Below are 20,851 nucleotides of genomic sequence, written 5' to 3' on the forward strand. Positions count from 1 at the left end.
GGCATCGATTCATAACGGAGTATAGACAGTGAAAGTTATGCCGCTCATTACCCTGACCACCGCTATCCTGGCCGCCCATTCGTCCTGGTGCTGGGGCCAAGCCTCAGACAACGATAGTGAACTGGCGATAGGGCTCATCGCTTACGCCGAACCATCGATTTATCAGGGAGGTAGGCATAATGAGGGACTGCTGACCTATGTCGAGTGGGAGTGGCAGAACTGGTTTTTCCGTGATTACTCGCTGGGCAGCTACCTCGCTGGCGGTGACAACTGGTACCTGTCCGCCGCCATCAGCTTCGATGCTTTCGGCGATGTGAAAAGGGGCGGCAGTGCCGCGTTGAAGGACATGAAGAAGCTCGATGACATCTACACCGCAGAGGTCAGCACTGGCTGGTTCGGCTCGCTGGGATATCTGGCACTGAGCTATCGGCAGGATGTCTCGGATAACCACGGGGGCGGCGCTGCTGTAGTCAGTTACGGCTATCCGCTAAAGCTCGGGAAATGGCGTATCGACCCCCACGTTTCACTGACCTATGCGGGCAGTCAGGTTGCGCGTTATTACGTGGGAGTTGATGCCGACGAGGTGAAAGCAGGCCGCCCTGAATATCGTCCGGGCCGCTCCTTTGAATACCAGGCTGGCGTCAGCCTGTCCCGTTTTTTTGGCGAATCGAATCAGGTTTTAATCGGCCTCAATCATCGCCGTCTTTCCAGTGCAGTCTACAAAAGCCCTATCGTCGATCGGCGGCACACCTGGTCGGTCAGCGCAGGGTACATCTATGCGTTTTAAACGTTTGCTAAATCGTCGGACACTCGCTTTGTTTGTAGCCATCGGCGTGTTGACAGGCGTTACTGCGCTGCTTGCTGATATGGAAAATATCGCTGACATTAAAAAACAGGATAAACCCGATTTACTTCCCTTGGTTACCGTGGAAAATGTCAGCGCTGGTGAGCAGTCCTTAGTGGTTGAAGCCTATGCCGAGATCAAGCCGCGCTGGGTTATCGACCTGAAGTCAGATGTCAGCGGTGTCATCGTCAGAATGCATCCCCTTGCCCTTGCTGGAAGTCGCGTCAAGAAGGACGAGCCACTCTTTGTGATTGACGATATCCGTTACCAGGCCGAGCTGGCAGAAGCCGAACGCGCGTGCCGTGAGGCCGAACTGGATCAGCAGCGGGCGGTATACACAACCCGGGTGGCACAGCGACAATTTGATAGCGCCGGAGCGCAACCGCCTAATAACCTGGCCCTGCACCTGCCCCAATTGAACATTGCCAATGCTAACGTTAAAGCGGCCAGAGCCCATGTCAAAGTAGCGAAACAGCAGCTTGACCAAACGGTGATAAGAGCGCCTTACAGCGGCTACATCGTCGAACGCCATATCAGCCCGGGTCAAAAGTACATGGCCGGTGACCCGGTAGCTCGCCTGATTGATGACAGTCACTACGACATCGCCGTCGGCGTTAGCAAAAGTGACTGGCAACGACTCAAGCATCCTATTCAGGGCCAAAAGGTATCACTCTTCAACGAACAGGGTAATGCTGTCGGTAAGGCAGTCGTTCGGGAGAGTGGAGGTTACCGTGACGAAGAAACTCGCCACTATATCGTTCACCTGTACGCTCAGCGCGCTGAGACTGATGCCCTCGCCGGGGACCTTGTCAAGGTTCGCTTCCAGGGCCGCACAGAGCACAATACACTCAGCATTCCTGCTTCGGCGCTGACCAGCAATGGCTCGGTCTGGTGGATTGAAAGTGAGAACACCCTGGCTCGCGGCGTTGTCGACGTTCTGTCCCACAACGATGATCGTGTACTGATCAGGGCGCCGCACAATAGGGCTGAGTGGCAGGTCGTTGCTATGCCCCAGTCTTCCTATCTGCCGGGCCAGAATGTCCGCACGACCACAGAGGCGGCCTGGTGATGCGTGCGTTGACTGCCTGGTTTATTCGCAATTCGGTTGCTGCCAATCTACTGATGGGTTTTATCCTGTTTATGGGTGTAATCACTCTGATCACCATGCGTGTCGAGGGCTTTCCACGCATCGAATCGGATCGGATCATCATTGCCACGGTGTTTCCGGGCGCACCGCCCGCCAAGGTTGACGCTTTGGTCAGCCAGAAAATCGAAACCGCACTGGTAGGCCTGGAAGGTGTTCGCAGTTTTTCGGCGGTCTCCACCGAGAGTCTCTCTATTATTACGATACGGCGTGCCGGCGATTACAATCTTGATAAGCTGTTGGATCAGGTTCGGCTGCGCATGGATAGCGGAATCGAATTGCCCGCCAGGGCCGAAAGGCCACAAATTGACGCCAGTGGTTTTGATTATCCGGCGCTCTATATCAACCTTTACGGCGATGTCGACCAGGGCACCTTGCATGAGCTCGCCAAGCGGCTGAGACAGGCGCTGCTGGCCCAGCCAGAGCTATCGCGATTGAATGTCTGGGGGCTGCAAAAGCAGGAGTTGCGTATCGAGGTCGACAGCCACAAGCTGCGGCAACTGAACCTGACCGTGCCAGATGTTGTGGAGCGCATTCGCTCCAGTTCACTGGAGTTTCAGGCAGGTTCCCTGAAAACAAGCGCCGGTAGTATCTTTATTAGAGCCGATGGTAAAGCTCAGTATGCGCCGGATTACGGGGTCATTCCCATCCTGAAGAAACATGGTGGCGGTCAGGTATTACTGGGCGACATTGCCGCTATTCATGATACCTATGTTGAGGGCGACTATCGGTTCCGCTTTAACGGCCAGCCCACTGCTGGAATTGAAATACTGGTGGGCCACCGCGAAAACTTGTTGCGTATTTCAGAAATCACCCAGCGCGTGTTGCACGACTTGCGCCCCCAGCTCCCTCAAGGGGTTCAAGCCGATGTGTGGGGCGACAGCGCCGTTTATATCGCTGACCGCCTGAGCCTGCTGACCAAAAACGGTTTCCAGGCCTTGGTTTTGGTTGCGCTGGTCCTGGCCCTGTTTCTTGATTTGAAACTCGCCTTCTGGGTGGCTATGGGGATTCCGGTGTCGGTATTGGGCTCCATCGCCGTGTCTGGCACCACTTGGGTCGATTATTCGCTCAATGATGTCACCACATTCGGATTCATCATTGCCTTGGGTATTCTGGTTGATGATGCGGTGGTTGTCGGTGAAAGTGTGTTCGAGCAGCGCAGCTTTGACAAAAATCCCATCACCGCCACCGAGGCGGGCGTAGCGCGAGTCTCCGTTGCCACTGTTTTCGGTGTTCTGACGACCATCGCCGCCTTCTTCCCCTTGCTGGTCCTCGACAACCCACTGGGTAAGGTGCTGGCGCAGTTTTCCGGTGTGGTCATTTTCGCATTGCTGTTTTCAATGCTGGAAAGCAAGTTTATTTTACCCGCCCATCTTGCTCGCATCGATATCGACACGCCGCCCCGATGGCTGGCGGCCCGGCTCTGGAAAACGGTGCAGCAGGCCGCCCAAGCGGCGCTGTATTTTCTGCGCGACCGCTGCTATGTGCCCCTGCTCTTGGTAACTGTACGTTACCGTTATGCAGCGTTGATTCTATTCGTCAGCGTAGCGACACTGGCACTGGGACTGACTATGAAAGGCAAGGTGAAAAGCGTGTTCTTCCCGGAAGTACCTGGACAGATTATAAGCATTATCCTGGAGATGGACCGTAGCGCGTCCGTTGAACTGACCCGCGCCAATGTTGAGCGTATCCGCGATGTGGGGGAGGCCGTCAGTGAGTTGCTGCAGCAGCAATACGGCCTAGATAGAGCGCCTGTCCGAAGTGTTTTTGAAGCGATTAACAGCGCCGAATCCGCTGAGATCTATGCTGAGCTCACGCCGGTTAAGGAGCGGCCAGACATAGGCATCCAACACGTTATCCAGCGCTGGCGCCAACAGGTCGGTCAGCTTGAAGGTGTCATTGAATTACGCTTTACGGGCTCTGAAGAGATTGGCGGAGGCTTCGAGATCAAGCTTGCCAGCCGCGACCAGGATACGCTGACCTCCGCCGGCAACGCACTCAAGGACTATCTGGGCACGATCGATGGAGTACATAGTCCTCGCGATTCGATGGCGGGCACACAGGCCGAGCTAAAGGTCACGCTTAAACCCGCCGCCGAGAGCCTGGGGTTTGATCGGCAGACCCTGGCGACGCAGGTAGGCTCTGCTTTCGGCGCTGCCGAAGTGCAGAAAATCCAGCGCGGTGACACCGAGCTGGCCGTCCTGGTACAGCAGGGTATTGAACAGCGCAACACGATGGATGATCTGTTGACATTCCACATCCGGAACCATGACGGCCAATGGTTTTTGCTCTCGACCATCGCCGATGTCGAGCAGGTCCTCACGCCGAAGACGCTGCAACGGGAAAACAGCAAGTGGGTCAATGTGATCTCGGCCACCATCGATCGTAATGTGGTTGCCCCTGAAGACGTGGGGCAGGCTGTGTTAAGCCAGCTGGCGCCCCAACTCAAACAGCAATACCCGGGCCTGGACATTAGCCTTGGCGGCGAGTTGGAAGAGATGGATGAGCTGCAAGGTGGTCTGAAGAAGGCGCTGTTGATTGCCATGGTGCTGATTTATGTACTGTTGGCGGTACCTTTAAAGTCTTATTGGCAGCCCTTTATTATCTTGGCCATTGTCCCATTCGGTTTCGTCGGCGCCATTCTCGGTCACTTGTATCTTGATCTGGCCCTGTCGTTGCTGTCGATGTTCGGCATGCTGGCTCTGGCCGGAGTCGTCGTGAACGATAGTCTGGTTATGCTGAGCCGCCACAACGAGCTTGTTGCAGAAGGCATGAACCCCTATGAAGCGATCCAGGTCGCAGCCACCAGCCGCTTTCGAGCGATTTTTCTAACCACGACCACCACCGTGGTCGGTTTGCTGCCGTTGTTGTTGGAAGCCTCCGAACAGGCTCAGTACCTGAAGCCTGCTGCAGTTTCCCTGGCCTTCGGCGAGCTTTTCTCCACAGCCCTAATGCTGTTGCTGGTACCGGTACTGATTGCCATCACTCAGGACCTCAAGCAGCTTCGCCTGACTGCTCTGTCAACGAAACCACCCAAGGAGTCCCCATGTCATTTGTCTCCGTAAAAACACCGTTCGTCGGATTTCGCCGCATCGGTGTTGCTCTGTTGCTGTTTTGCCTGGGTTTAGCCATGGTCATTGTAGTCGCCGCCGATGAGGCGCCCTTGGTGCGCAAGAATGTGAGCTTCGTCCACGCTGGCAACATCCTGCAAGGCGTGCTGGTGCTGCCAAGCACCGCGGCCACGCTTGACTCATGCGTCATTTTTGTACACGGCTCTGGCGATACGCCGCGAGATGCTTACGGCTATTATGAGCCCCTGTGGCACCTGTTTGCGGAAAAAGGTTGGTGCTCGCTGTCCTGGGATAAGCCCGGCGTTGGCGACTCCGAAGGCGACTGGCAGCTGCAGTCGATGGAGGATCGTGCCTCCGAAGTTGCTGCAGCTATTGAGTTTTTACGCACAGAGATGGATAACGGAGAGGGCCAGATTGGCCTTATTGGCTTCAGTCAGGCTGGCTGGGTATTGCCCAAAGTCGCCAACCAACGCGATGATGTCACCTTCTTGATTTCTGTGTCGGGCGCGGTCAATTGGATAGAGCAATCCCGCTATTCAGGCCGCCAGCGCATGATGGCAGAAGGCTTGAGCGGGCAGGAAATCGAAGCGGCCGAAGATGCCGCTGGCGCTATCAATGCCTTAATTCAGAGTGATGCACCCTATACTGCCTATTTGAGCTATATCGCAGGTGAGGTGGACGTTAAGCCAATGAGTGAAGCTTTTTGGGGGTTCGTGAAGCACAACTGGCGCGCTGATGTTCGCACTGACCTGCAAGCGATTCACGTGCCCATGCTGGCACTCTTTGGTTCGTATGATGCTTACGTCGATCCTGATTCAAGCGCCAATGCCTATCGCCAGCTACTTGGTCTCTCAGCAGTGCCGTTCTTCGAGGTTCGCCTTTTTGACCATGCCGATCACGGCTTGATGAAAGCAGAGCAGAGAAAGCCCGCACATCAGGGAGTAGCCGCTTGGCTTACGCTACTCAAAATTTGGTTTCTTGGAGGCGATATCTTCGCCGACGGAGTCCTTGCTGGTTTGGCCAACTGGTTGGACAAGTTTTCCGAGCCAGGCATCACGTTCGCTCGCGAAGATGACCGACTGACGTGAAGCCGGGGGCTGCAACTATTTTGGGCGCAGGGGTTCGTCTGTCACCCGCCGTGCCATCTCCATGGCAGCCTGCGTTTCTCATGTGATTGCATCCTTGCAAATGAAAGGGCGGCTGGTTTGAGCCGCCGCCTATGGGAACTGGTTCCAGATTACTGGAAAAAAAGTGCGCTGGTAAGGCGGGTGTACTCTGCGGCAGGCTGTCTGTGGCGCTGTGGCGTGATATGTTACTGCTTTTACAACGCATGAGGATGCAGCCCCTATGGCTGATACACGAATTCTTGTTGGCGTTACCGGCGGTATCGCGGCTTATAAAACGGCGGAGCTGGTGCGGCTGTTAAAAAAAGCGGGGTATTCGGTGCAGGTGGTGATGACCCGTGGCGCTGAAGCTTTTGTGACTCCACTGACGTTTCAGGCGTTGAGTGGGCAACCGGTGCGTACCTCGTTGCTAGACCCGGAAGCCGAGGCTGGCATGGGCCACATTGAGCTGGCGAAATGGGCGCAACGGATTATCGTGGCCCCGGCGTCGGCAGACTTTATGGCGCGTCTGGCGGCGGGCATGGCCGATGATCTGCTGGCTACGGTGTGCAGTGCTGCCGAGGTGCCCATTGCCCTGGTGCCGGCGATGAATCAGGCCATGTGGGCTAATCATCGCACCCAGCGGGTGGTGCAGCTGTTAAAAGCGGACCCCCAGATTCGCCTGTGGGGACCGGCGGAAGGCCAGCAGGCCTGCGGTGATAACGGCCCAGGGCGCATGCTGGAGCCAGAGCAGATCGTGCGGGCGCTGGCTCAGGAACAAGCGCAAATCGATAATAGCGCCGGCGGTGTGCTGGCTGGTAAGCGCCTAGTGATCACCGCTGGGCCAACCCGTGAACCTATTGATCCAGTACGCTATATCAGCAATCACAGCTCTGGCAAAATGGGCTACGCTATGGCCATAGCCGCTCATGCTGCCGGCGCTGAGGTTGTGCTGGTCAGCGGGCCGGTGAACCTGCCTCCGCCCGCGGGTATAAAACTGCGCTCGGTGATGACCGCAGAACAAATGCTTGAAACGACTATGGCGGCGGTTGATGAGGGTTGTGATCTTTTTATCGCCACCGCTGCGGTGGCTGACTATCGCCCGCAGGATTATGCCAGCGACAAACTCAAGAAATCCGCCGCCCAGATGACGCTGGCGCTGGTGCGTAACCCGGACACTCTGGCAACCGTAGCCGCGCGGGCAGACGCGCCATTCACCGTGGGTTTTGCAGCGGAAACCAATGACGTTGCCCGCTATGCCATCAGCAAGATGGGCAAGAAGGGGCTGGATATGATTGTGGCCAATGATGTGTCGGTACCTGGCTTGGGCTTTAACAGCGACAACAACGCCGTCAGCGTATTCACCGCCACCGACCAGGTCCACCTTGGGCCCTGTGCCAAGCAGCAGATTGCGCACGAACTGGTGGCGCTGATTGCGCCGCGCCTGAATGCACGGGTTGGCGATAGCCAAAACCAAAAGGGCTCTCACCAAAAACCCCAAAATAATTCTGATCGGAAACCTTCATGACCCGCAAAAAACTTCAGATCCGTGTATTGGATGAGCGTATTGGCCAAAGCATAGCGTTTCCCGCCTATGCCACCGATGGCTCTGCGGGCCTGGATTTACGTGCCTGTCTGTCGCAGCCTCTAGTGCTGGAACCGGGCGACACCCAGCTGATTGGTACTGGCTTGGCGATTCACATTGCGGATCCAGATCTGGCTGCGCTGATACTCCCGCGCAGCGGCCTGGGCCACAAACACGGCATTGTGCTAGGCAACCTTGTGGGCCTGATTGATTCCGACTACCAGGGCGAGTTGATGGTGTCTTGCTGGAACCGCGGCCAAACCCGGTTTACTGTTGAGCCTGGAGAACGCCTGGCGCAACTGGTGCTGGTACCGGTAGTGCAAGCTGAATTTGAAGTGGTTGATGAGTTCGACAGCAGCCACCGGGGTACGGGTGGGTTTGGTTCAACCGGCCGCAACTAGCGTTGGTGATTGGCAACAGCGCCCCAAAGTAGCTGCGTTACAGCTATACTTTGCGAATTAGCTCAGCGAGACCGTCGCAATTACCAGGCCCGCAAGTGAGTGTGAGCCGGAACAATGACAAACGCAGGAACAATCCATGAAGCTGGGCAAAAAGAAGACCCCGGACAGTCAGGCCCCAGACCATTCTGAGGATTCCAAGCCCTCGATGCGGGCAAAAAAAACGTCTGCTAAATCCGATAAGGACACAGGTTCGGCGAATCGCATGCGAACACTGGGCAGTGTCGCTTTGAGCCAGGCATTGATTGTTGTTGTTGCTACTGTTCTGGCTTTGGCCCTGGTTTTTTTCCTGATTTTGCAGCCGGCCAGTGAGCAACAGTTCGAGGTAACGGCCCAGGTGGCGGCTGACAACGCCGCAAGCCGGATTAACGGCTACCTGTCGCTGTTACAGCAAAGCGTGCAGGGCCTGGCAACGCAGCCTCGCCTTGTCGATACCGTCAGCAGTGGCGGCGATCTGTTGCAGGCTGCGAAGCAGTTACAAAACAGCTTGCCCGGTGTCGCCGCCGTTTATTTATTTCCACGTCGTGCCATCCCGCGCTCGGCCACCAACGACCCGATGCTGGGCTTTGCCGGTCTGGAATTGGCGCGCAAGGCGGAAACCGGGAGCCCACTTTTTCCGGATGCTTTTCCCCGCGACAACCGCTGGTTCATCCATCTGGCCGCGCCGGTAAAAATGTCGGGCGACAATCCCGTAGCCGGCACCCTGTTAATGGTGTTTGACGCCACCAGCCTGCAGCCTCTATTCGCAGATGGCCAGAATAACGGCGCCCTGGCGCTGCGCCAGACCGTATCAGGAACGACCAGCATTTTGTTAAGTCAAGGCAGCGGCGGCGGAGAGCCTCGCGTTGTGACCCTGAAAAATCCGGATTGGAGCATTGCGTACACGCCCGCAGGGCAAGCGCAAATGCCGGTGAATATTCTGTTGGCAGCGCTGCTGCTGGGGGTTCCTCTGCTGGCTGCAGCCATCGCGGTTTGGGTATTGCTCAACCGCGCGAAGCGGTCGTTACGCCGGGACTCCACCTTAGTTATCGAATGGGCTCACAAGGCTTACTCCGGTGAACGCAGCAAGTTACCGGCTTTGCACTGGGACACAGTCGCGTCGCTCGCCGAGGTGCTTTACCGATTGTCCCAGGTCGTGGAAAAGCGTGTCAGCAAGGCCGGTGAGGGCGCCCGCCCGGCAGCTGCGGGTAAAAAACGCCCCACTGCAGAGGCGGAACCACTGTTCCAAGATAAAGACCTGCCCGATGTGGACATGCTTGATGGAGACGAAGACGTTTTGGGTTTTGGTGCTGTGTCCGCCGAACCGTTGTTTGGTGCCGACGCCCTGCCTGATGTAGAAGAGCTGGATCAGGCGCCGGTGCTGTCAGCGGATATTTTCCGTGCTTACGACATCCGCGGTATTGTTGACGAATCCCTGACCGAAGCCGGTGTAGAACTGATCGGTCAGGCGATTGGTTCAGAGGCTTTGGCACGGGGCGTTAGCGCGCTGTGCGTGGGTTGCGACGGTCGCCATTCCAGCCCTGGGCTGGCAGACGCGGTTGCTCGGGGTCTGATGGCCAGTGGGTGCGATGTTATACACGTTGGCGCGGTGCCCACTCCGGTGTTGTATTTCGCCACCCACCAGCTTGATACGGGCTCCGGTGTCATGGTCACCGGGAGTCATAACCCGTCCAACTACAACGGCCTCAAGATCATGCTTGGCGGTGAAACCCTGTCTGGCGATGCTATTAAAGCCCTGCATCGGCGCATTCTTAACGGGAACCTGGCTCAGGGTGCCGGCAGCCAGTCGTCGGAAGACGTAAGGCGTGCCTATCTGGATGCCATTGTTGGCGACATTGCCGTTGCCGCGCCGCTGAAAGTGGTAGTGGACGCTGGTAACGGCATCGCCGGCGAGCTGGGCCCTATGCTGATTGACGAGCTGGGCTGTGACGTTATCCCGCTGTATTGCGATGTTGATGGCGACTTCCCTAACCACCACCCGGATCCGGGAAAACCCGAGAATTTGCGGGACCTGATCGCCAAGGTTGAACAGGAAGGTGCTGATTTGGGTATTGCCTTTGATGGCGATGGTGACCGCATTGGCGTGGTGACTAACCGCGGCCGCATTATCTGGCCCGACCGCCTGTTGATGCTGTTTGCCCGCGATGTGGTGTCACGCAACCCCGGTGCCGATGTGTTGTACGACGTGAAATGCAGCCGTCGCCTTGCAGGGGTGATATCCCAGGCTGGCGGCCGGCCCGTCATGTGGAAAACCGGACATTCGCTGATGAAAGCCAAAATGCGGGAGACCGGCGCTTTGCTGGCCGGGGAGATGAGCGGTCACATATTTTTTGCCGAACGCTGGTACGGTTTTGATGACGGCCTTTACGCCGCTGCGCGTTTATTGGAGATTCTCGGTATTGAAGACCGCTACAGCGACGTAGTGTTCGAGGATTTCCCCGAGGACATCAGCACGCCGGAGCTGAATATCGAGGTCACCGAAGCGTCTAAATTCGGCATTGTTGAGCGTCTGAGTGCCCAGGGTGAATTTGGCGACGGCAGTATCAACACAATTGACGGGGTGAGGGTGGAGTATGGCGACGGCTGGGGCCTGTGCCGGGCTTCTAATACCACACCGGCGCTGGTGCTGCGTTTTGAAGCAGAATCCGAAGAGGCGCTGGCGCGCATCAAAACCGTGTTTCGTGAGCAGCTTCGGCAAGTGGCACCAGAGCTGAATGTCACATTCTGAACCCTCGTGGTGACATCTGAATTTTATAACAGTAAGGCAAAAGCATGTCGTTGAATCGTGAAACAGCCGTTCAGGTAGCGTCAGTACTCAGCAAGGGGCTACCCTATATCCAGCGCTTTACCGGTAAGACCGTGGTCATCAAATACGGCGGCAACGCCATGGAAAACGAGGACCTTAAAAGCAGTTTTGCCCGTGATGTGGTGTTGATGAAGTTGGTGGGTATCAACCCCATTGTAGTGCACGGCGGCGGGCCGCAGATTGGTGAGTTGCTGGCGCGATTAAATATCGAGTCACGCTTTGTGAACGGTATGCGGGTTACCGACGCCCAGACGATGGACGTGGTTGAAATGGTGCTTGGCGGCCAGGTTAATAAGGAAATTGTGTCGCTGATCAACGCAGAGGGTGGCACGGCCATTGGCTTGACTGGAAAAGACGCCAATTTGATCCGCGCCCGAAAACTGGAAGTGGTTGATCGCAGCCCGGAGCTGGAGCGCCCCGAAATTATCGATATCGGCCGTGTGGGTGAGGTGGTCAGTGTGAACGTGAGCGTTATTGACATGCTCACCCGCGGCAACGTGATTCCGGTTATTGCCCCCATCGGCGTTGGCCCGGATGGCAAGTCTTACAACATCAACGCCGACTTGGTGGCTGGCAAAGTGGCTGAAGCCATGAAAGCCGAAAAACTCATTCTTCTGACCAACGTTTCCGGTTTGAAAAGCAAAGATGGCAAGGTGCTGACCGGTTTGACCGCCAGCCAGGTCAACGACCTGATTGAAGACGGTACCATCCACGGTGGCATGTTGCCGAAAATACGTTGCGCTCTAAGTGCGGTTGAAAACGGCGTGCGCACGTCGCACATTATTGACGGCCGTGTGGCCAATGCCTGCCTGCTGGAAATCTTCACCGACGAAGGTGTAGGCACCCTGATCTCCAGGAACTGATCTCTAAAAACGGATCCTATGTGCAAGGAGTGAAGGCATGAAACGCCTGTTGTTATGGCTGCTGATTTTAACTGTTTTGGCCTGGGCCGGTTACAAGGGCGGCGTCTGGTGGCTTGCGGATCAGCGTATGAATGAGGCGCGGCTGGCCTTGAACCATTATGGTGTGCTGGAACGCGGCGCAATTCATTCAGGCGTGCGCGGTCGGTTATTGCTAAAAGGCAGCCAGTGGCAAGACTTCCGTCTGACCCAGCCGCTTGCTGTGCCCGTTGCAGAGTTGACCGCTCGCTCACCGATATCACTAATCAATCTGTTGCATACCCCGGCTTCAGATGCGTCGTACACGCTGAAGCTGGAAGGCCTTGGCCTAGCGCTAGATGCGACCATGTTCCGCAATTGGGTAACGGCTCAAGGCGCGAACAGTGACGGCAAAGCGGCGCTCTTCGCCCTGTCTTGTGCGCCAGACCCACGCCAACGCCTGAGTAGTGGTGATTTGATACGTATGGGCATTGGCGAAATGACCGGCGAGGCGCTGTTGCGTCAAAACGAAGAAGGCTTTTACGCCGAACTGATCACCGATGAGCTCGGCAGTGTTGAATTGAACTGGCCCGCCGCCTGGGTAGACTGGCGCGCGCCCCAAGAGGCGCTTGCTCGTGGTTCGCTGGACATCACCCTGCGCGACGGCGGTGTCATGCGACGCGTGGCTGCTTGGTGCGCTCGCGAGGCTGGCCTTTCAACCGAACAATGGGCTGGTCGTTCGGTGGCCCAGTTACGTCTGGGGCTGCTGGCACGGGGCTGGCTAGCCAGTTCGCAGTTGTTGGCACTGTACCGCCAATGGTTGCTCGAGGGCGGTGAATTGCGAGCCACGCTGAGGTTAGCCGAACCCGCTCTGGGGTTGCCCATTTACACGGAAGAAACCAACGCATCCAGCCGCTTGGGTGCGGTCGTATATTATAACGATGCGAGCGTGCCCGATGTGTTTCTGTTAAGCGATAGCAGCCCTTCGGCAACGCCACAACAACCGGTGTTTACGGCGCAACAGCCGCAAACGGCATCCGCCGAGGGCTGGTTGGTGCAGCCTGTTGCGGCAGCGGAGCAATGGCTTGGGCAAAAAGTCAGGATTACGCTGCGCAATAACAATCGTGTAGCGGGTCGACTGGTGCGAGTAACCGACGATGAAATTGAGGTAGCTCGTCTGGTGGCCGGCGGCGAAGTGGCTTACCCCATGCAGCGTGTGGCGGTTGCCGGGTTCGAGGTATGGCGGCGTAACCGCCCGCTGAATTCAAACAATAATGATTGATGGAGAACCTGCAATGGCTCAGTTAACCTCAGTCCCACGCAGTGCTGCGAGCGGTGCAGTTATGCCGCCATCTATTCTGGAGATGTTGACTGCGTTGATTGCAGCGCCATCGATTTCCAGCTCCTCGGCGAAGTGGGATTCCAGTAATCGTGGTGTGATTGATTTGCTGGCGCAGTGGCTGGGGCCGATGGGTTTTGCCGTGGAAATTCTGCCGGTGCCGAACATGCCTGGCAAGTTCAATCTGATTGCCACCCTGGGCAGCGGTTCCGGCGGCCTGGTGCTGGCAGGGCACACCGACACAGTCCCGTTTGACGAAAAACGTTGGCACAGCGATCCGTTCACACTGACTGAACGGGATAACCGCTGGTATGGCCTTGGCACTTGCGATATGAAAGGGTTTTTTGCCCTTGCCATTGATGCGGCCAGGGAGTTTGTAGGTCAGCCATTGCAGCAACCGCTGATCATTGTTGCTACCGCCGACGAGGAGAGCTCGATGAATGGCGCTCGCGCGCTGGCGGAGGCGGGTAAGCCGAAGGCGCGCTATGCGGTGATTGGAGAGCCCACCAGCTTGCGCCCGATTCGTATGCACAAAGGTATCATGATGGAACGCTTGGTGTTCGAGGGGCAGGCAGGGCACTCCTCTAATCCCGAGCTGGGCCGCAACGCGCTGGAAGGCATGCACCAGGCGATGGGCGAGCTGCTGGCCCTGCGCTCCCAGTGGCAGCAGCAGTATCGCAATCCGAATTTTGACGTCCAGGTGCCAACCTTGAACTTTGGCTGCATACACGGTGGTGACAACCCCAATCGCATATGCGGTCGATGTGAGTTGCATTTTGACTTACGCCCGCTGCCCGGTATGGATATGGACGCTCTGCGCCAGGCCATTCTGCAGAAGGTAGCGCCCGTGGCCAGTGAGCGCGGCCTGAAACTCAAGTTTGAACCATTATTTGACGGCGTGCCGCCGTTTGAAACAGCAGCGGATGCCGCTCTGGTTGCGGCCTGCGAAAAACTCACTGGCCACACCGCAGGATCGGTCGCCTTCGCCACAGAGGCGCCGTGGATGCAGCGCTTGGGTCTGGAAACTCTGGTTATGGGCCCCGGCTCTATTGACCAGGCTCACCAGCCCGACGAGTTTCTGGCGCAATCACAGGTTGCACCGACCGTTAACATTCTGCATCAGCTTGTGAGGCAGTTTTGTTTGTAATATTCCTTTTGCCCGGAGATTTGAATTGAACGCCAACGGCTGGTTGCACGGCTTTCGCCATTCGTCGCCTTACATTAATGCACACCGCGGCCGTACCGTGGTACTGACCCTGCCGGGCGATGCCATCAGCCAGGAAAATTTCATCAATATCGTTCACGATATTGCCTTGCTGAGCAGCTTGGGCGTGCGATTAGTCGTAGCGTTCGGTGCCCGCTCCCAGATACAACAGCGGCTGCAAGACGCCGGCCTTGAATCCACCTTTGCCCGCGGCTTGCGGGTAACCACCGAACAGCAATTGCCGCTGGTGATGGAAGCCATAGGCGGATTGCGGGCATACATTGAGAGCCAGTTGTCTATGGGCCTTGTCAGTTCGCCCATGCACAATGCCCGCATACGGGTGTGCAGCGGCAACTATGTGACCGCTAAACCGGTTGGCGTATTAGACGGTGTCGATTTTGGTTATACCGGCAAGGTTCGGCGCGTTGATGTTTCCGGTATCGAAAAGCTGCTCGACCAAGGCCAGATCGTGTTGTTGCCACCCATGGGTTTCTCCCCCACCGGTGACGTTTTTAATCTATCTTACGAAGACGTTGGAAGCCAGGTTGCGGCCGCTTTGCGCGCTGAAAAGCTGATGATATTTATCGACGCCCCGGGCCTGTTGACGGCGGACGGCACGCTGGTGCGTGAATTATCTGCGGCTCAGGCAGCCGACCAGTTGAGTGCTGGCCAGGTGACAGGCCACGATGCAGAGCTGCTAAAGGCGGCGTGCGATGCCTGTGTCAAGGGTGTGCGCCGCGCTCACATCATCAGCTATCTGGATGACGGTGCGCTGCTCAAGGAGCTGTTTACCCGTGACGGTTCCGGTACTCTGGTCAGTGGCGACACTTACGAGCAAATCCGAGCTGCCAGGGTAGAAGACGTGGGCGGTATTACCAATCTGATTTATCCGTTGGAAGAGCAGGGCATTCTGGTGCGGCGCTCGCCAGAAATGCTGGAAACCGAAATTGGCCGTTTTGTGGTGGCCGAACGCGACGGCACCATTGTTGGGTGCGCCGCGCTATACCCTTACGGCCAGGATGACGCTGGCGAGCTGTCCTGTTTTGCAGTAGACCCCAATTACCGCCGCGCAGGACGTGGCGATGAACTACTGGCGATGATTGAACAGCAGGCTCGTGCTCAGGGTTTTCAGCGCCTGTTTGTTCTGACCACGCAAACCGAGCACTGGTTTCGCGAACGCGATTTCAAAGCGATGCCAGTACAGTCGCTGCCGGGCTCTAAACTGGCGGTTTACAACACCCAGCGCAACTCCAAAGTTTTTTGTAAAGCTCTTTGAGTAACGAGTTCATGGAATCTATAGAACGACGCAGTAGCCTCAGAAAACCCATAAAACTTGCGGCCCAACTGGATTTGGGGCGCGGTGAAAACTGGCCGTGTCAAATCGCCGATTTTTGTGCCGAGGGCTTGTTTATCCGCTATTCCCAAGCGGTTTCCCATAAGCTTGACGCGGCTTTGGGTGACGCTGGCGGGCAGAGCCTGCTGGTGCGTTTTCGCGGCTCGGACAGTTCCGGGGTGCCTGGCCAGCGCCATCAGTTGCAAGTAGAGATGCGTCATCGCGTTGAAAACGCTATGGGCGTGTGTTTTGTACAGGCCAACGCGGTGGCCGTCAGTGCCATGCTGCAGCAGTGCAGTGGCGCACGTGTGGCAGGCTCTGCGCATCTGCGTGCGCCCAGCGAGCGGGTGCAGTTTGTGCTGCACCAGTGCGCCAAAGCCGTGGTGCAGTTTATTGATCCTTTAATGCAGGAATGCCTGGATCAAACCGTTGCTGCGCTTCAGGCCCACTCCCGCGAAGCGGGTAACAACCAGCTGGCGAACGAACTGATGGACGCCTCAGGTCAGTTGAACAGCCGCCAACGCCCGGTGTGGCAGCAAATGGCAAAAAGTCTGGAATCTCCGCTAAAGCCAGTATCCAAAGCGGGGCCAGCTGGCTCTCTGGCGGTGGTCGACAAGGGCGAATTTGAAGACTGGCTGAGCCTGCGGGTGATGATAACCAGGGCGGACACGCTGTACCGAGGTTCGTTGTTGCAGTTGAAGTTGCGCCTGGACAGTCTGAACGTTGCAAATGCGACCGGCCATACCAATCCGCTGGGTCCGTCACTGGTGTGTGAATCATTTCGGGATGGGCTGGCGCCCCTGCGAATGTCTCGCGAGGTTGAAAAGGTTGCCTTCGGTGTGTTCGAACATACTGTTTTGCAACAATTGGAACCGCTTTATGTCGAGCTGAATAACATATTAATTCGCCAAGATGTTTTGCCTGATCTGGACTTGACTAAATATCTGGCTGATGTCCAACGTAACGAATCAGCATCTGAAGCGAGCAAGCCCGCTGAGCGACCCGCGCAGCAGGCTGCGCCCAGAGCAGGGCCTAACACTGAGCCGGCGGTAGAATCCCAGACAAAGCCACAACCGGCGGCCCGATCCCGCCCGACGTTAGAGCCCGGTTCTGGCGAGAAATCCGTTCAATTTCAGGAGCACGCCCGGCTTGCACGCCACGCGTTTAGCACGGTGCGCAGCCTGCTAAATACCTTGGCGAGCAGTCGCGCTGCGAAAAGCCAGGTGCGCGGCGATGAGTTCCCGGCGAACGCTCCGCCCTTAAGCAATGCCCAGTTGCAGCAGCAGCTGCAGCAGCTGCAGCAGCTGCAGCAGCTGCAGACCGTGGCTTTGCCCGTCAACGATAGTGCCGCCAGCTTGCGGGAACGTGTCGTTAGCAAGCTGCGCGCAGACAGTCAGGGCAAACTTGATACCGAACAGCAGGGTGCGGTGGATGTGGTTGACCGTTTTTTTGAAAGCCTGCGCGAGAGCCCGAAACTGGACGAACCCACTCGTCGCCACCTGCGCCAACTGGAAGTTCCGGTGCTGAAAGTGGTAATGCGTGACCCGGACTTTTTTGAGGACGAGCAAAGCCCGGTTCGTGGCGTGCTTAACCGCTTGGCCCAGCTTGGTAGCCGCGGCAGCAGAGTCAACCCGGTTGTTCAACGCCGGGTGGAAGAGTTAATTCAATCTATTGTGACCGGCTTCGAGCACGACCTGCGTGTGTTTGAGCGCGCAGCGGAAGAGCTGGAAGAGCTGATTGAGCATCAGAAAAGAGTGTATCAGCGCAATGTTGAGCGGGTTAAGGCTGCTGCTGAAGGCGCACAAAAAGTCGCCGAGTCTAAACAGGCGGTAGAAGACACTCTGCAGGCCCGGCTGGCGGGTAAAATCGTGCCAAAAGCGCTCAATAGCCTGCTTGCCGGTGGTTGGCGTGATTTGCTGTCGCTAACCTGGATCCGCCATGGGCCAGACAGCAAGTTATGGCAAGATTATCTGGGCGCAGTGGATTCCTTGGTGCTGTTTACCAAAAATCCGGACAGCGAGATTAATCTGCCAGAGTTGCTGCGTACCATTCAGGATGGCTTGTCCTCTATTTCAAGCAGTCACTTGCCGTCTGCTCAGATTCGCGACGAACTGCGTCGGTTTCTGGTGCGCGATCCAAAATCGGCGCCGGAGGTGTTGGCCATACCGGAAGCGCCCGCAGCACCGCCGCGTCTGCGCACCCTGCCTGAGCAGGGGCAACGCTGGCGCAAGCGTGTTCAAGAGCTGCACACCGGTGACTGGCTGCGTGATCAACACCCGTCTAACGAACCGTTTTACATTCGCCTGGTGTGGATTGCGCGTGATTTCCAGCGTCTGGTGTTTGTGAACCATCAGGGCATGCGGGTGGTAGAGCTGGAACTGGATACGCTGGCGGATAAAATGCGCCAGGGCTATATTGTGCCAGACCCACACTATCAGCGGCCATTGGTGGACGAAGGTCTGGACCGTATGGTGCGCAAAGTGTATGACCAACTGGCCAGCGCCGCCAGCCACGATGAGCTTACCGGCTTATTGGAGCGGCGCGAGTTTGAGCGCCAGTTGGACCAGCAATTGGTCTGCTGGCAAACGCCGCGAACCCTGTTGCGGCTGAGCTTGCGAAACTTCAGTAAGTTCAACGACGGTGCCGGCGAGCAAGCGGGCGACGCCTTGCTGCAGCAGATTGCGGCTATTTTGTCTGCGCACTGCGCTGAAGACACTCCGATCGCGCGCCTGTCAGGCGCGCAATTTGCGCTATTGCTGCCGGCAGAGGATGCCATGGCCCTGACCCGCCAGCTAAGTCAGCAGGTGTCAGCGCTGCAACCGATGCTGCGAGATAAACCGTTCAGTCTGGAGTTAGGTGCAGCTTTGGTGCCGCAGTTGGAAACACTGTTGAACCCCTTGCTCTGGCTGGCAGCCGCCGAGCAAACACTGCATGAAAGCGGCAGTAAGCGAGAGGCCGTTGGGGAATATCGCCCGGCGCCTGCAGATAAGGCCCGGCAACAAAAAATTGTGGCGAAAGTGGCCGGCCTGCAGGACCAACAACAGGAGCGTCTGTTGCTGCGGTGCCAGAAAATTATTCCTTTGCATCCCGAAACCCGCAGGCTGACCCAATACGATGTTTTAACCGGCGTTTACGATGACGATGGCAATCTGGTTGGCGGTAAAGACTTTATCCGTTTGGCCGAGCGCTACGACCAGATTCAGGCTCTGGACCGTTGGGTGGTGGGCACCATGCTCGACTGGCTGGAACACAAAGCAGATTGTTTGCAGCAATTTGGTGGCATTGTCATCAATTTGTCCGGACATTCGCTGAATGACCCAGCGCTGCTGGAGTTTATTTACGAGAAGCTGAGCGAGCGTGAAGCACCCATCGAGCGTTTGTGCTTTGAGATTACCGAAGCCTCGGCGGTACGCGATATGGTGGCGCTGGCGGGATTCGTGCGCGAAATGAAAGAGCTTGGGTGTTGTTTTTGCCTGGGTAATATGGGGAATGGCCCAGACTCTTTCCAAGCATTGCGGTCGCTGCCGGTAGACATGCTGAAAATCGACAGCGCGCTGACGGCGAATCTCGCCAACAGCCAGAGCGATCAGACCATGTTACGTTCGATGGTGGAAATGGCGCATTATCTGGAGCGCGAGGTGATTGTAACCCAGGTAGAGTCCCGCGAGCTGCTGGCATTGCTAGTCCAACTAGGTGTGGATTACGCTCAGGGTACAGCCATTGAAAAGCCCGGCATGCTTGACAGCCTGGTATAACCGCGGAAACCAGAAGTTTATGTCGAAACGCCATCCTGTTATTGCTGTTACCGGTTCATCCGGTGCCGGCACCAGCACCACCGGCCGGATTTTTCGCCGCATGTTCGACAGCGAAGGCCTGAGCGCCGCCATGGTGGGTGGCGACAGTTTCCACCGTTATACTCGTGAGCAGATGGCGCGCCTGGCGGCCAAAGGGCAGTTCGGTGCCCGCAATCACTTTGCCCTGGGTGCCAATCACATCGACCGCCTGGAGTCTCTGTTTTACGATTACAGCCTGACCGGTAACGGGCGCTACCGCCAGTACGTGCACGATGAGGACTTTGCTCTGGTTGCAGATGGCAATAAACCCGGGAGCTTCACTCCATGGCAGGATCTGCCGCCCAATACCAGCCTGCTGTTTTACGAAGGCTTACACGGTGGCGTGGTCAGCGATGCCTTCAACATCGCCCAATATGTTGATCTGTTGATTGGTGTAGTGCCGATTGTAAATCTGGAATGGATCCAGAAAATTCACCGCGACACTCACAAACGTGGCTACAGTCAGGAAGCGGTGGTTGAAACCATTCTTAACCGCATGAACGACTACGTTCATGACATAGTGCCGCAGTTTTCCCATACCCACATCAATTTCCAGCGGGTGCCCCTGGTGGATACATCCAACCCGTTTGTGGTGCGTGATGTACCCACCGAAGACGAAAGCATGCTGGTGATTCACTTCCGCGACGCCCGCGAGGTGGATTTTCCCTATCTGTTACAGGTAATTCCCAACAGCGTGTTGTCGCGCCACGATACCCTGGCAATTCCCGGTACAAAAATGAGCCTGGCCATGGAGCTAATTGTGCGGCCTATGGTGCAACGGCTGATCGCACAGAAAGCCTTCGCCTGAAGCTGTTCAAAGTGAATAAGCTAGTGGGCCTGATGCACCTCATGGCTGTGGGTGATTGCTACCCCGCCGCTGGCAAGCATGATGGACGCTGAGCAGTATTTTTCTGCAGACAGGGCCACCGCCCGTGCTACTTGGCTATCTTTAAGATTGTTGCCGGTCACCACGAAGTGCAGGTGAATTTTTGTGAACACCGCCGGCACCGCTTCGGCTCGTTCCGCGCTCAGTTCGGTGTGGCAGGCAGTGACGTCCTGACGGCTTTTTTTCAGAATGCTCATGACATCAAACGACGAACATCCGCCCAGCCCCATCAGTACCATTTCCATGGGTCGCGGGCCGCGATTCTGGCCCCCGAGGTCTGCCGGTCCGTCCAGCTGAACGCTGTGGCCGCTGGCGCTGGTCGCTTTGAAACTGACTTCGCCGGTCCAGTCGATGGTTGCTTTCATCA

Annotated in this window: 14 protein-coding genes; 13 read left to right on the forward strand and 1 reads right to left on the reverse strand. The window is 56.8% G+C overall.

The features are described from left to right. Positions 1 to 37: 37 nt before the first annotated feature. From MELB17_RS01590 to MELB17_RS01650, 13 genes are all read left to right on the forward strand, one after another. Complete coding sequence (locus MELB17_RS01590) at positions 38 to 787, forward strand: MipA/OmpV family protein (RefSeq protein WP_227498769.1); 750 nt, start codon at positions 38 to 40, stop codon at positions 785 to 787. Next, positions 777 to 1,913 carry an efflux RND transporter periplasmic adaptor subunit gene (locus MELB17_RS01595; protein WP_007348372.1) on the forward strand — a complete coding sequence of 379 codons (1,137 nt, stop codon included), beginning with the start codon at positions 777 to 779 and terminating at the stop codon, positions 1,911 to 1,913. The genes MELB17_RS01590 and MELB17_RS01595 overlap by 11 nt, the downstream gene beginning before the upstream one ends. Continuing rightward, positions 1,913 to 5,053 carry an efflux RND transporter permease subunit gene (locus tag MELB17_RS01600; RefSeq protein ID WP_007348373.1) on the forward strand — a complete coding sequence of 1,047 codons (3,141 nt, stop codon included), beginning with the start codon at positions 1,913 to 1,915 and terminating at the stop codon, positions 5,051 to 5,053. Before MELB17_RS01595 ends, MELB17_RS01600 begins: the two co-directional genes overlap by 1 nt. Next, on the forward strand, positions 5,035 to 6,147 hold the full coding sequence (locus MELB17_RS01605) for an alpha/beta hydrolase family protein (RefSeq protein ID WP_007348374.1): 1,113 nt from the start codon (positions 5,035 to 5,037) through the stop codon (positions 6,145 to 6,147). The genes MELB17_RS01600 and MELB17_RS01605 overlap by 19 nt, the downstream gene beginning before the upstream one ends. 259 nt (positions 6,148 to 6,406) lie before the next feature. Continuing rightward, entirely contained in the window at positions 6,407 to 7,690 is a 1,284-nt protein-coding gene (gene coaBC / locus MELB17_RS01610; RefSeq protein WP_007348375.1) for a bifunctional phosphopantothenoylcysteine decarboxylase/phosphopantothenate--cysteine ligase CoaBC, read from the forward strand. Continuing rightward, positions 7,687 to 8,148: a dUTP diphosphatase gene (dut, locus tag MELB17_RS01615; RefSeq protein WP_007348376.1), complete on the forward strand. Its 462-nt coding sequence runs from the start codon at positions 7,687 to 7,689 to the stop codon at positions 8,146 to 8,148. Before coaBC ends, dut begins: the two co-directional genes overlap by 4 nt. 136 nt (positions 8,149 to 8,284) lie before the next feature. Beyond that, positions 8,285 to 10,933 carry a phosphomannomutase/phosphoglucomutase gene (locus MELB17_RS26280; RefSeq protein WP_007348377.1) on the forward strand — a complete coding sequence of 883 codons (2,649 nt, stop codon included), beginning with the start codon at positions 8,285 to 8,287 and terminating at the stop codon, positions 10,931 to 10,933. Positions 10,934 to 10,977: 44 nt separating this feature from the next. Continuing rightward, positions 10,978 to 11,874: an acetylglutamate kinase gene (argB, locus tag MELB17_RS01625; RefSeq protein WP_007348378.1), complete on the forward strand. Its 897-nt coding sequence runs from the start codon at positions 10,978 to 10,980 to the stop codon at positions 11,872 to 11,874. A 37-nt stretch (positions 11,875 to 11,911) separates the two neighbouring features. Beyond that, a complete protein-coding gene (locus tag MELB17_RS01630; RefSeq protein WP_007348379.1) occupies positions 11,912 to 13,171 on the forward strand; it encodes a hypothetical protein in 1,260 nt (419 codons plus the stop codon). Between the two features lie 13 nt (positions 13,172 to 13,184). Continuing rightward, positions 13,185 to 14,375: an acetylornithine deacetylase gene (gene argE, locus MELB17_RS01635; protein WP_007348380.1), complete on the forward strand. Its 1,191-nt coding sequence runs from the start codon at positions 13,185 to 13,187 to the stop codon at positions 14,373 to 14,375. 25 nt (positions 14,376 to 14,400) lie between these two features. Then, complete coding sequence (argA, locus tag MELB17_RS01640; RefSeq protein ID WP_007348381.1) at positions 14,401 to 15,708, forward strand: amino-acid N-acetyltransferase; 1,308 nt, start codon at positions 14,401 to 14,403, stop codon at positions 15,706 to 15,708. An 11-nt stretch (positions 15,709 to 15,719) separates the two neighbouring features. Beyond that, positions 15,720 to 19,520: a DUF1631 family protein gene (locus tag MELB17_RS01645; RefSeq protein WP_007348382.1), complete on the forward strand. Its 3,801-nt coding sequence runs from the start codon at positions 15,720 to 15,722 to the stop codon at positions 19,518 to 19,520. Positions 19,521 to 19,539: 19 nt separating this feature from the next. Further along, positions 19,540 to 20,406, forward strand: a complete 867-nt coding sequence (locus MELB17_RS01650; RefSeq protein WP_007348383.1) for a phosphoribulokinase — start codon at positions 19,540 to 19,542, stop codon at positions 20,404 to 20,406. A gap of 20 nt (positions 20,407 to 20,426) precedes the next feature. Here the strand turns inward: MELB17_RS01650 and MELB17_RS01655 are convergent, their stop codons facing one another. Next, positions 20,427 to 20,849, reverse strand: coding sequence for an OsmC family protein (locus MELB17_RS01655; protein WP_007348384.1), 423 nt, complete (start codon positions 20,847 to 20,849; stop codon positions 20,427 to 20,429). Positions 20,850 to 20,851: the final 2 nt, after the last annotated feature.

It is taken from the genome of Marinobacter sp. ELB17, assembly GCF_000169375.1.
GTDB lineage: Bacteria > Pseudomonadota > Gammaproteobacteria > Pseudomonadales > Oleiphilaceae > Marinobacter.

Bases quoted from the DNA above. Each gene is read 5' to 3' on its own strand.
- MELB17_RS01590 (WP_227498769.1), top strand. From the start codon at position 38: ATGCCGCTCATTACCCTGACCACCGCTATCCTGGCCGCCCATTCGTCC.
- MELB17_RS01595 (WP_007348372.1), top strand. From the start codon at position 777: ATGCGTTTTAAACGTTTGCTAAATCGTCGGACACTCGCTTTGTTTGTA.
- MELB17_RS01600 (WP_007348373.1), top strand. From the start codon at position 1,913: ATGCGTGCGTTGACTGCCTGGTTTATTCGCAATTCGGTTGCTGCCAAT.
- MELB17_RS01605 (WP_007348374.1), top strand. From the start codon at position 5,035: ATGTCATTTGTCTCCGTAAAAACACCGTTCGTCGGATTTCGCCGCATC.
- coaBC (WP_007348375.1), top strand. From the start codon at position 6,407: ATGGCTGATACACGAATTCTTGTTGGCGTTACCGGCGGTATCGCGGCT.
- dut (WP_007348376.1), top strand. From the start codon at position 7,687: ATGACCCGCAAAAAACTTCAGATCCGTGTATTGGATGAGCGTATTGGC.
- MELB17_RS26280 (WP_007348377.1), top strand. From the start codon at position 8,285: ATGAAGCTGGGCAAAAAGAAGACCCCGGACAGTCAGGCCCCAGACCAT.
- argB (WP_007348378.1), top strand. From the start codon at position 10,978: ATGTCGTTGAATCGTGAAACAGCCGTTCAGGTAGCGTCAGTACTCAGC.
- MELB17_RS01630 (WP_007348379.1), top strand. From the start codon at position 11,912: ATGAAACGCCTGTTGTTATGGCTGCTGATTTTAACTGTTTTGGCCTGG.
- argE (WP_007348380.1), top strand. From the start codon at position 13,185: ATGGCTCAGTTAACCTCAGTCCCACGCAGTGCTGCGAGCGGTGCAGTT.
- MELB17_RS01645 (WP_007348382.1), top strand. From the start codon at position 15,720: ATGGAATCTATAGAACGACGCAGTAGCCTCAGAAAACCCATAAAACTT.
- MELB17_RS01650 (WP_007348383.1), top strand. From the start codon at position 19,540: ATGTCGAAACGCCATCCTGTTATTGCTGTTACCGGTTCATCCGGTGCC.
- MELB17_RS01655 (WP_007348384.1), bottom strand. From the start codon at position 20,849: ATGAAAGCAACCATCGACTGGACCGGCGAAGTCAGTTTCAAAGCGACC.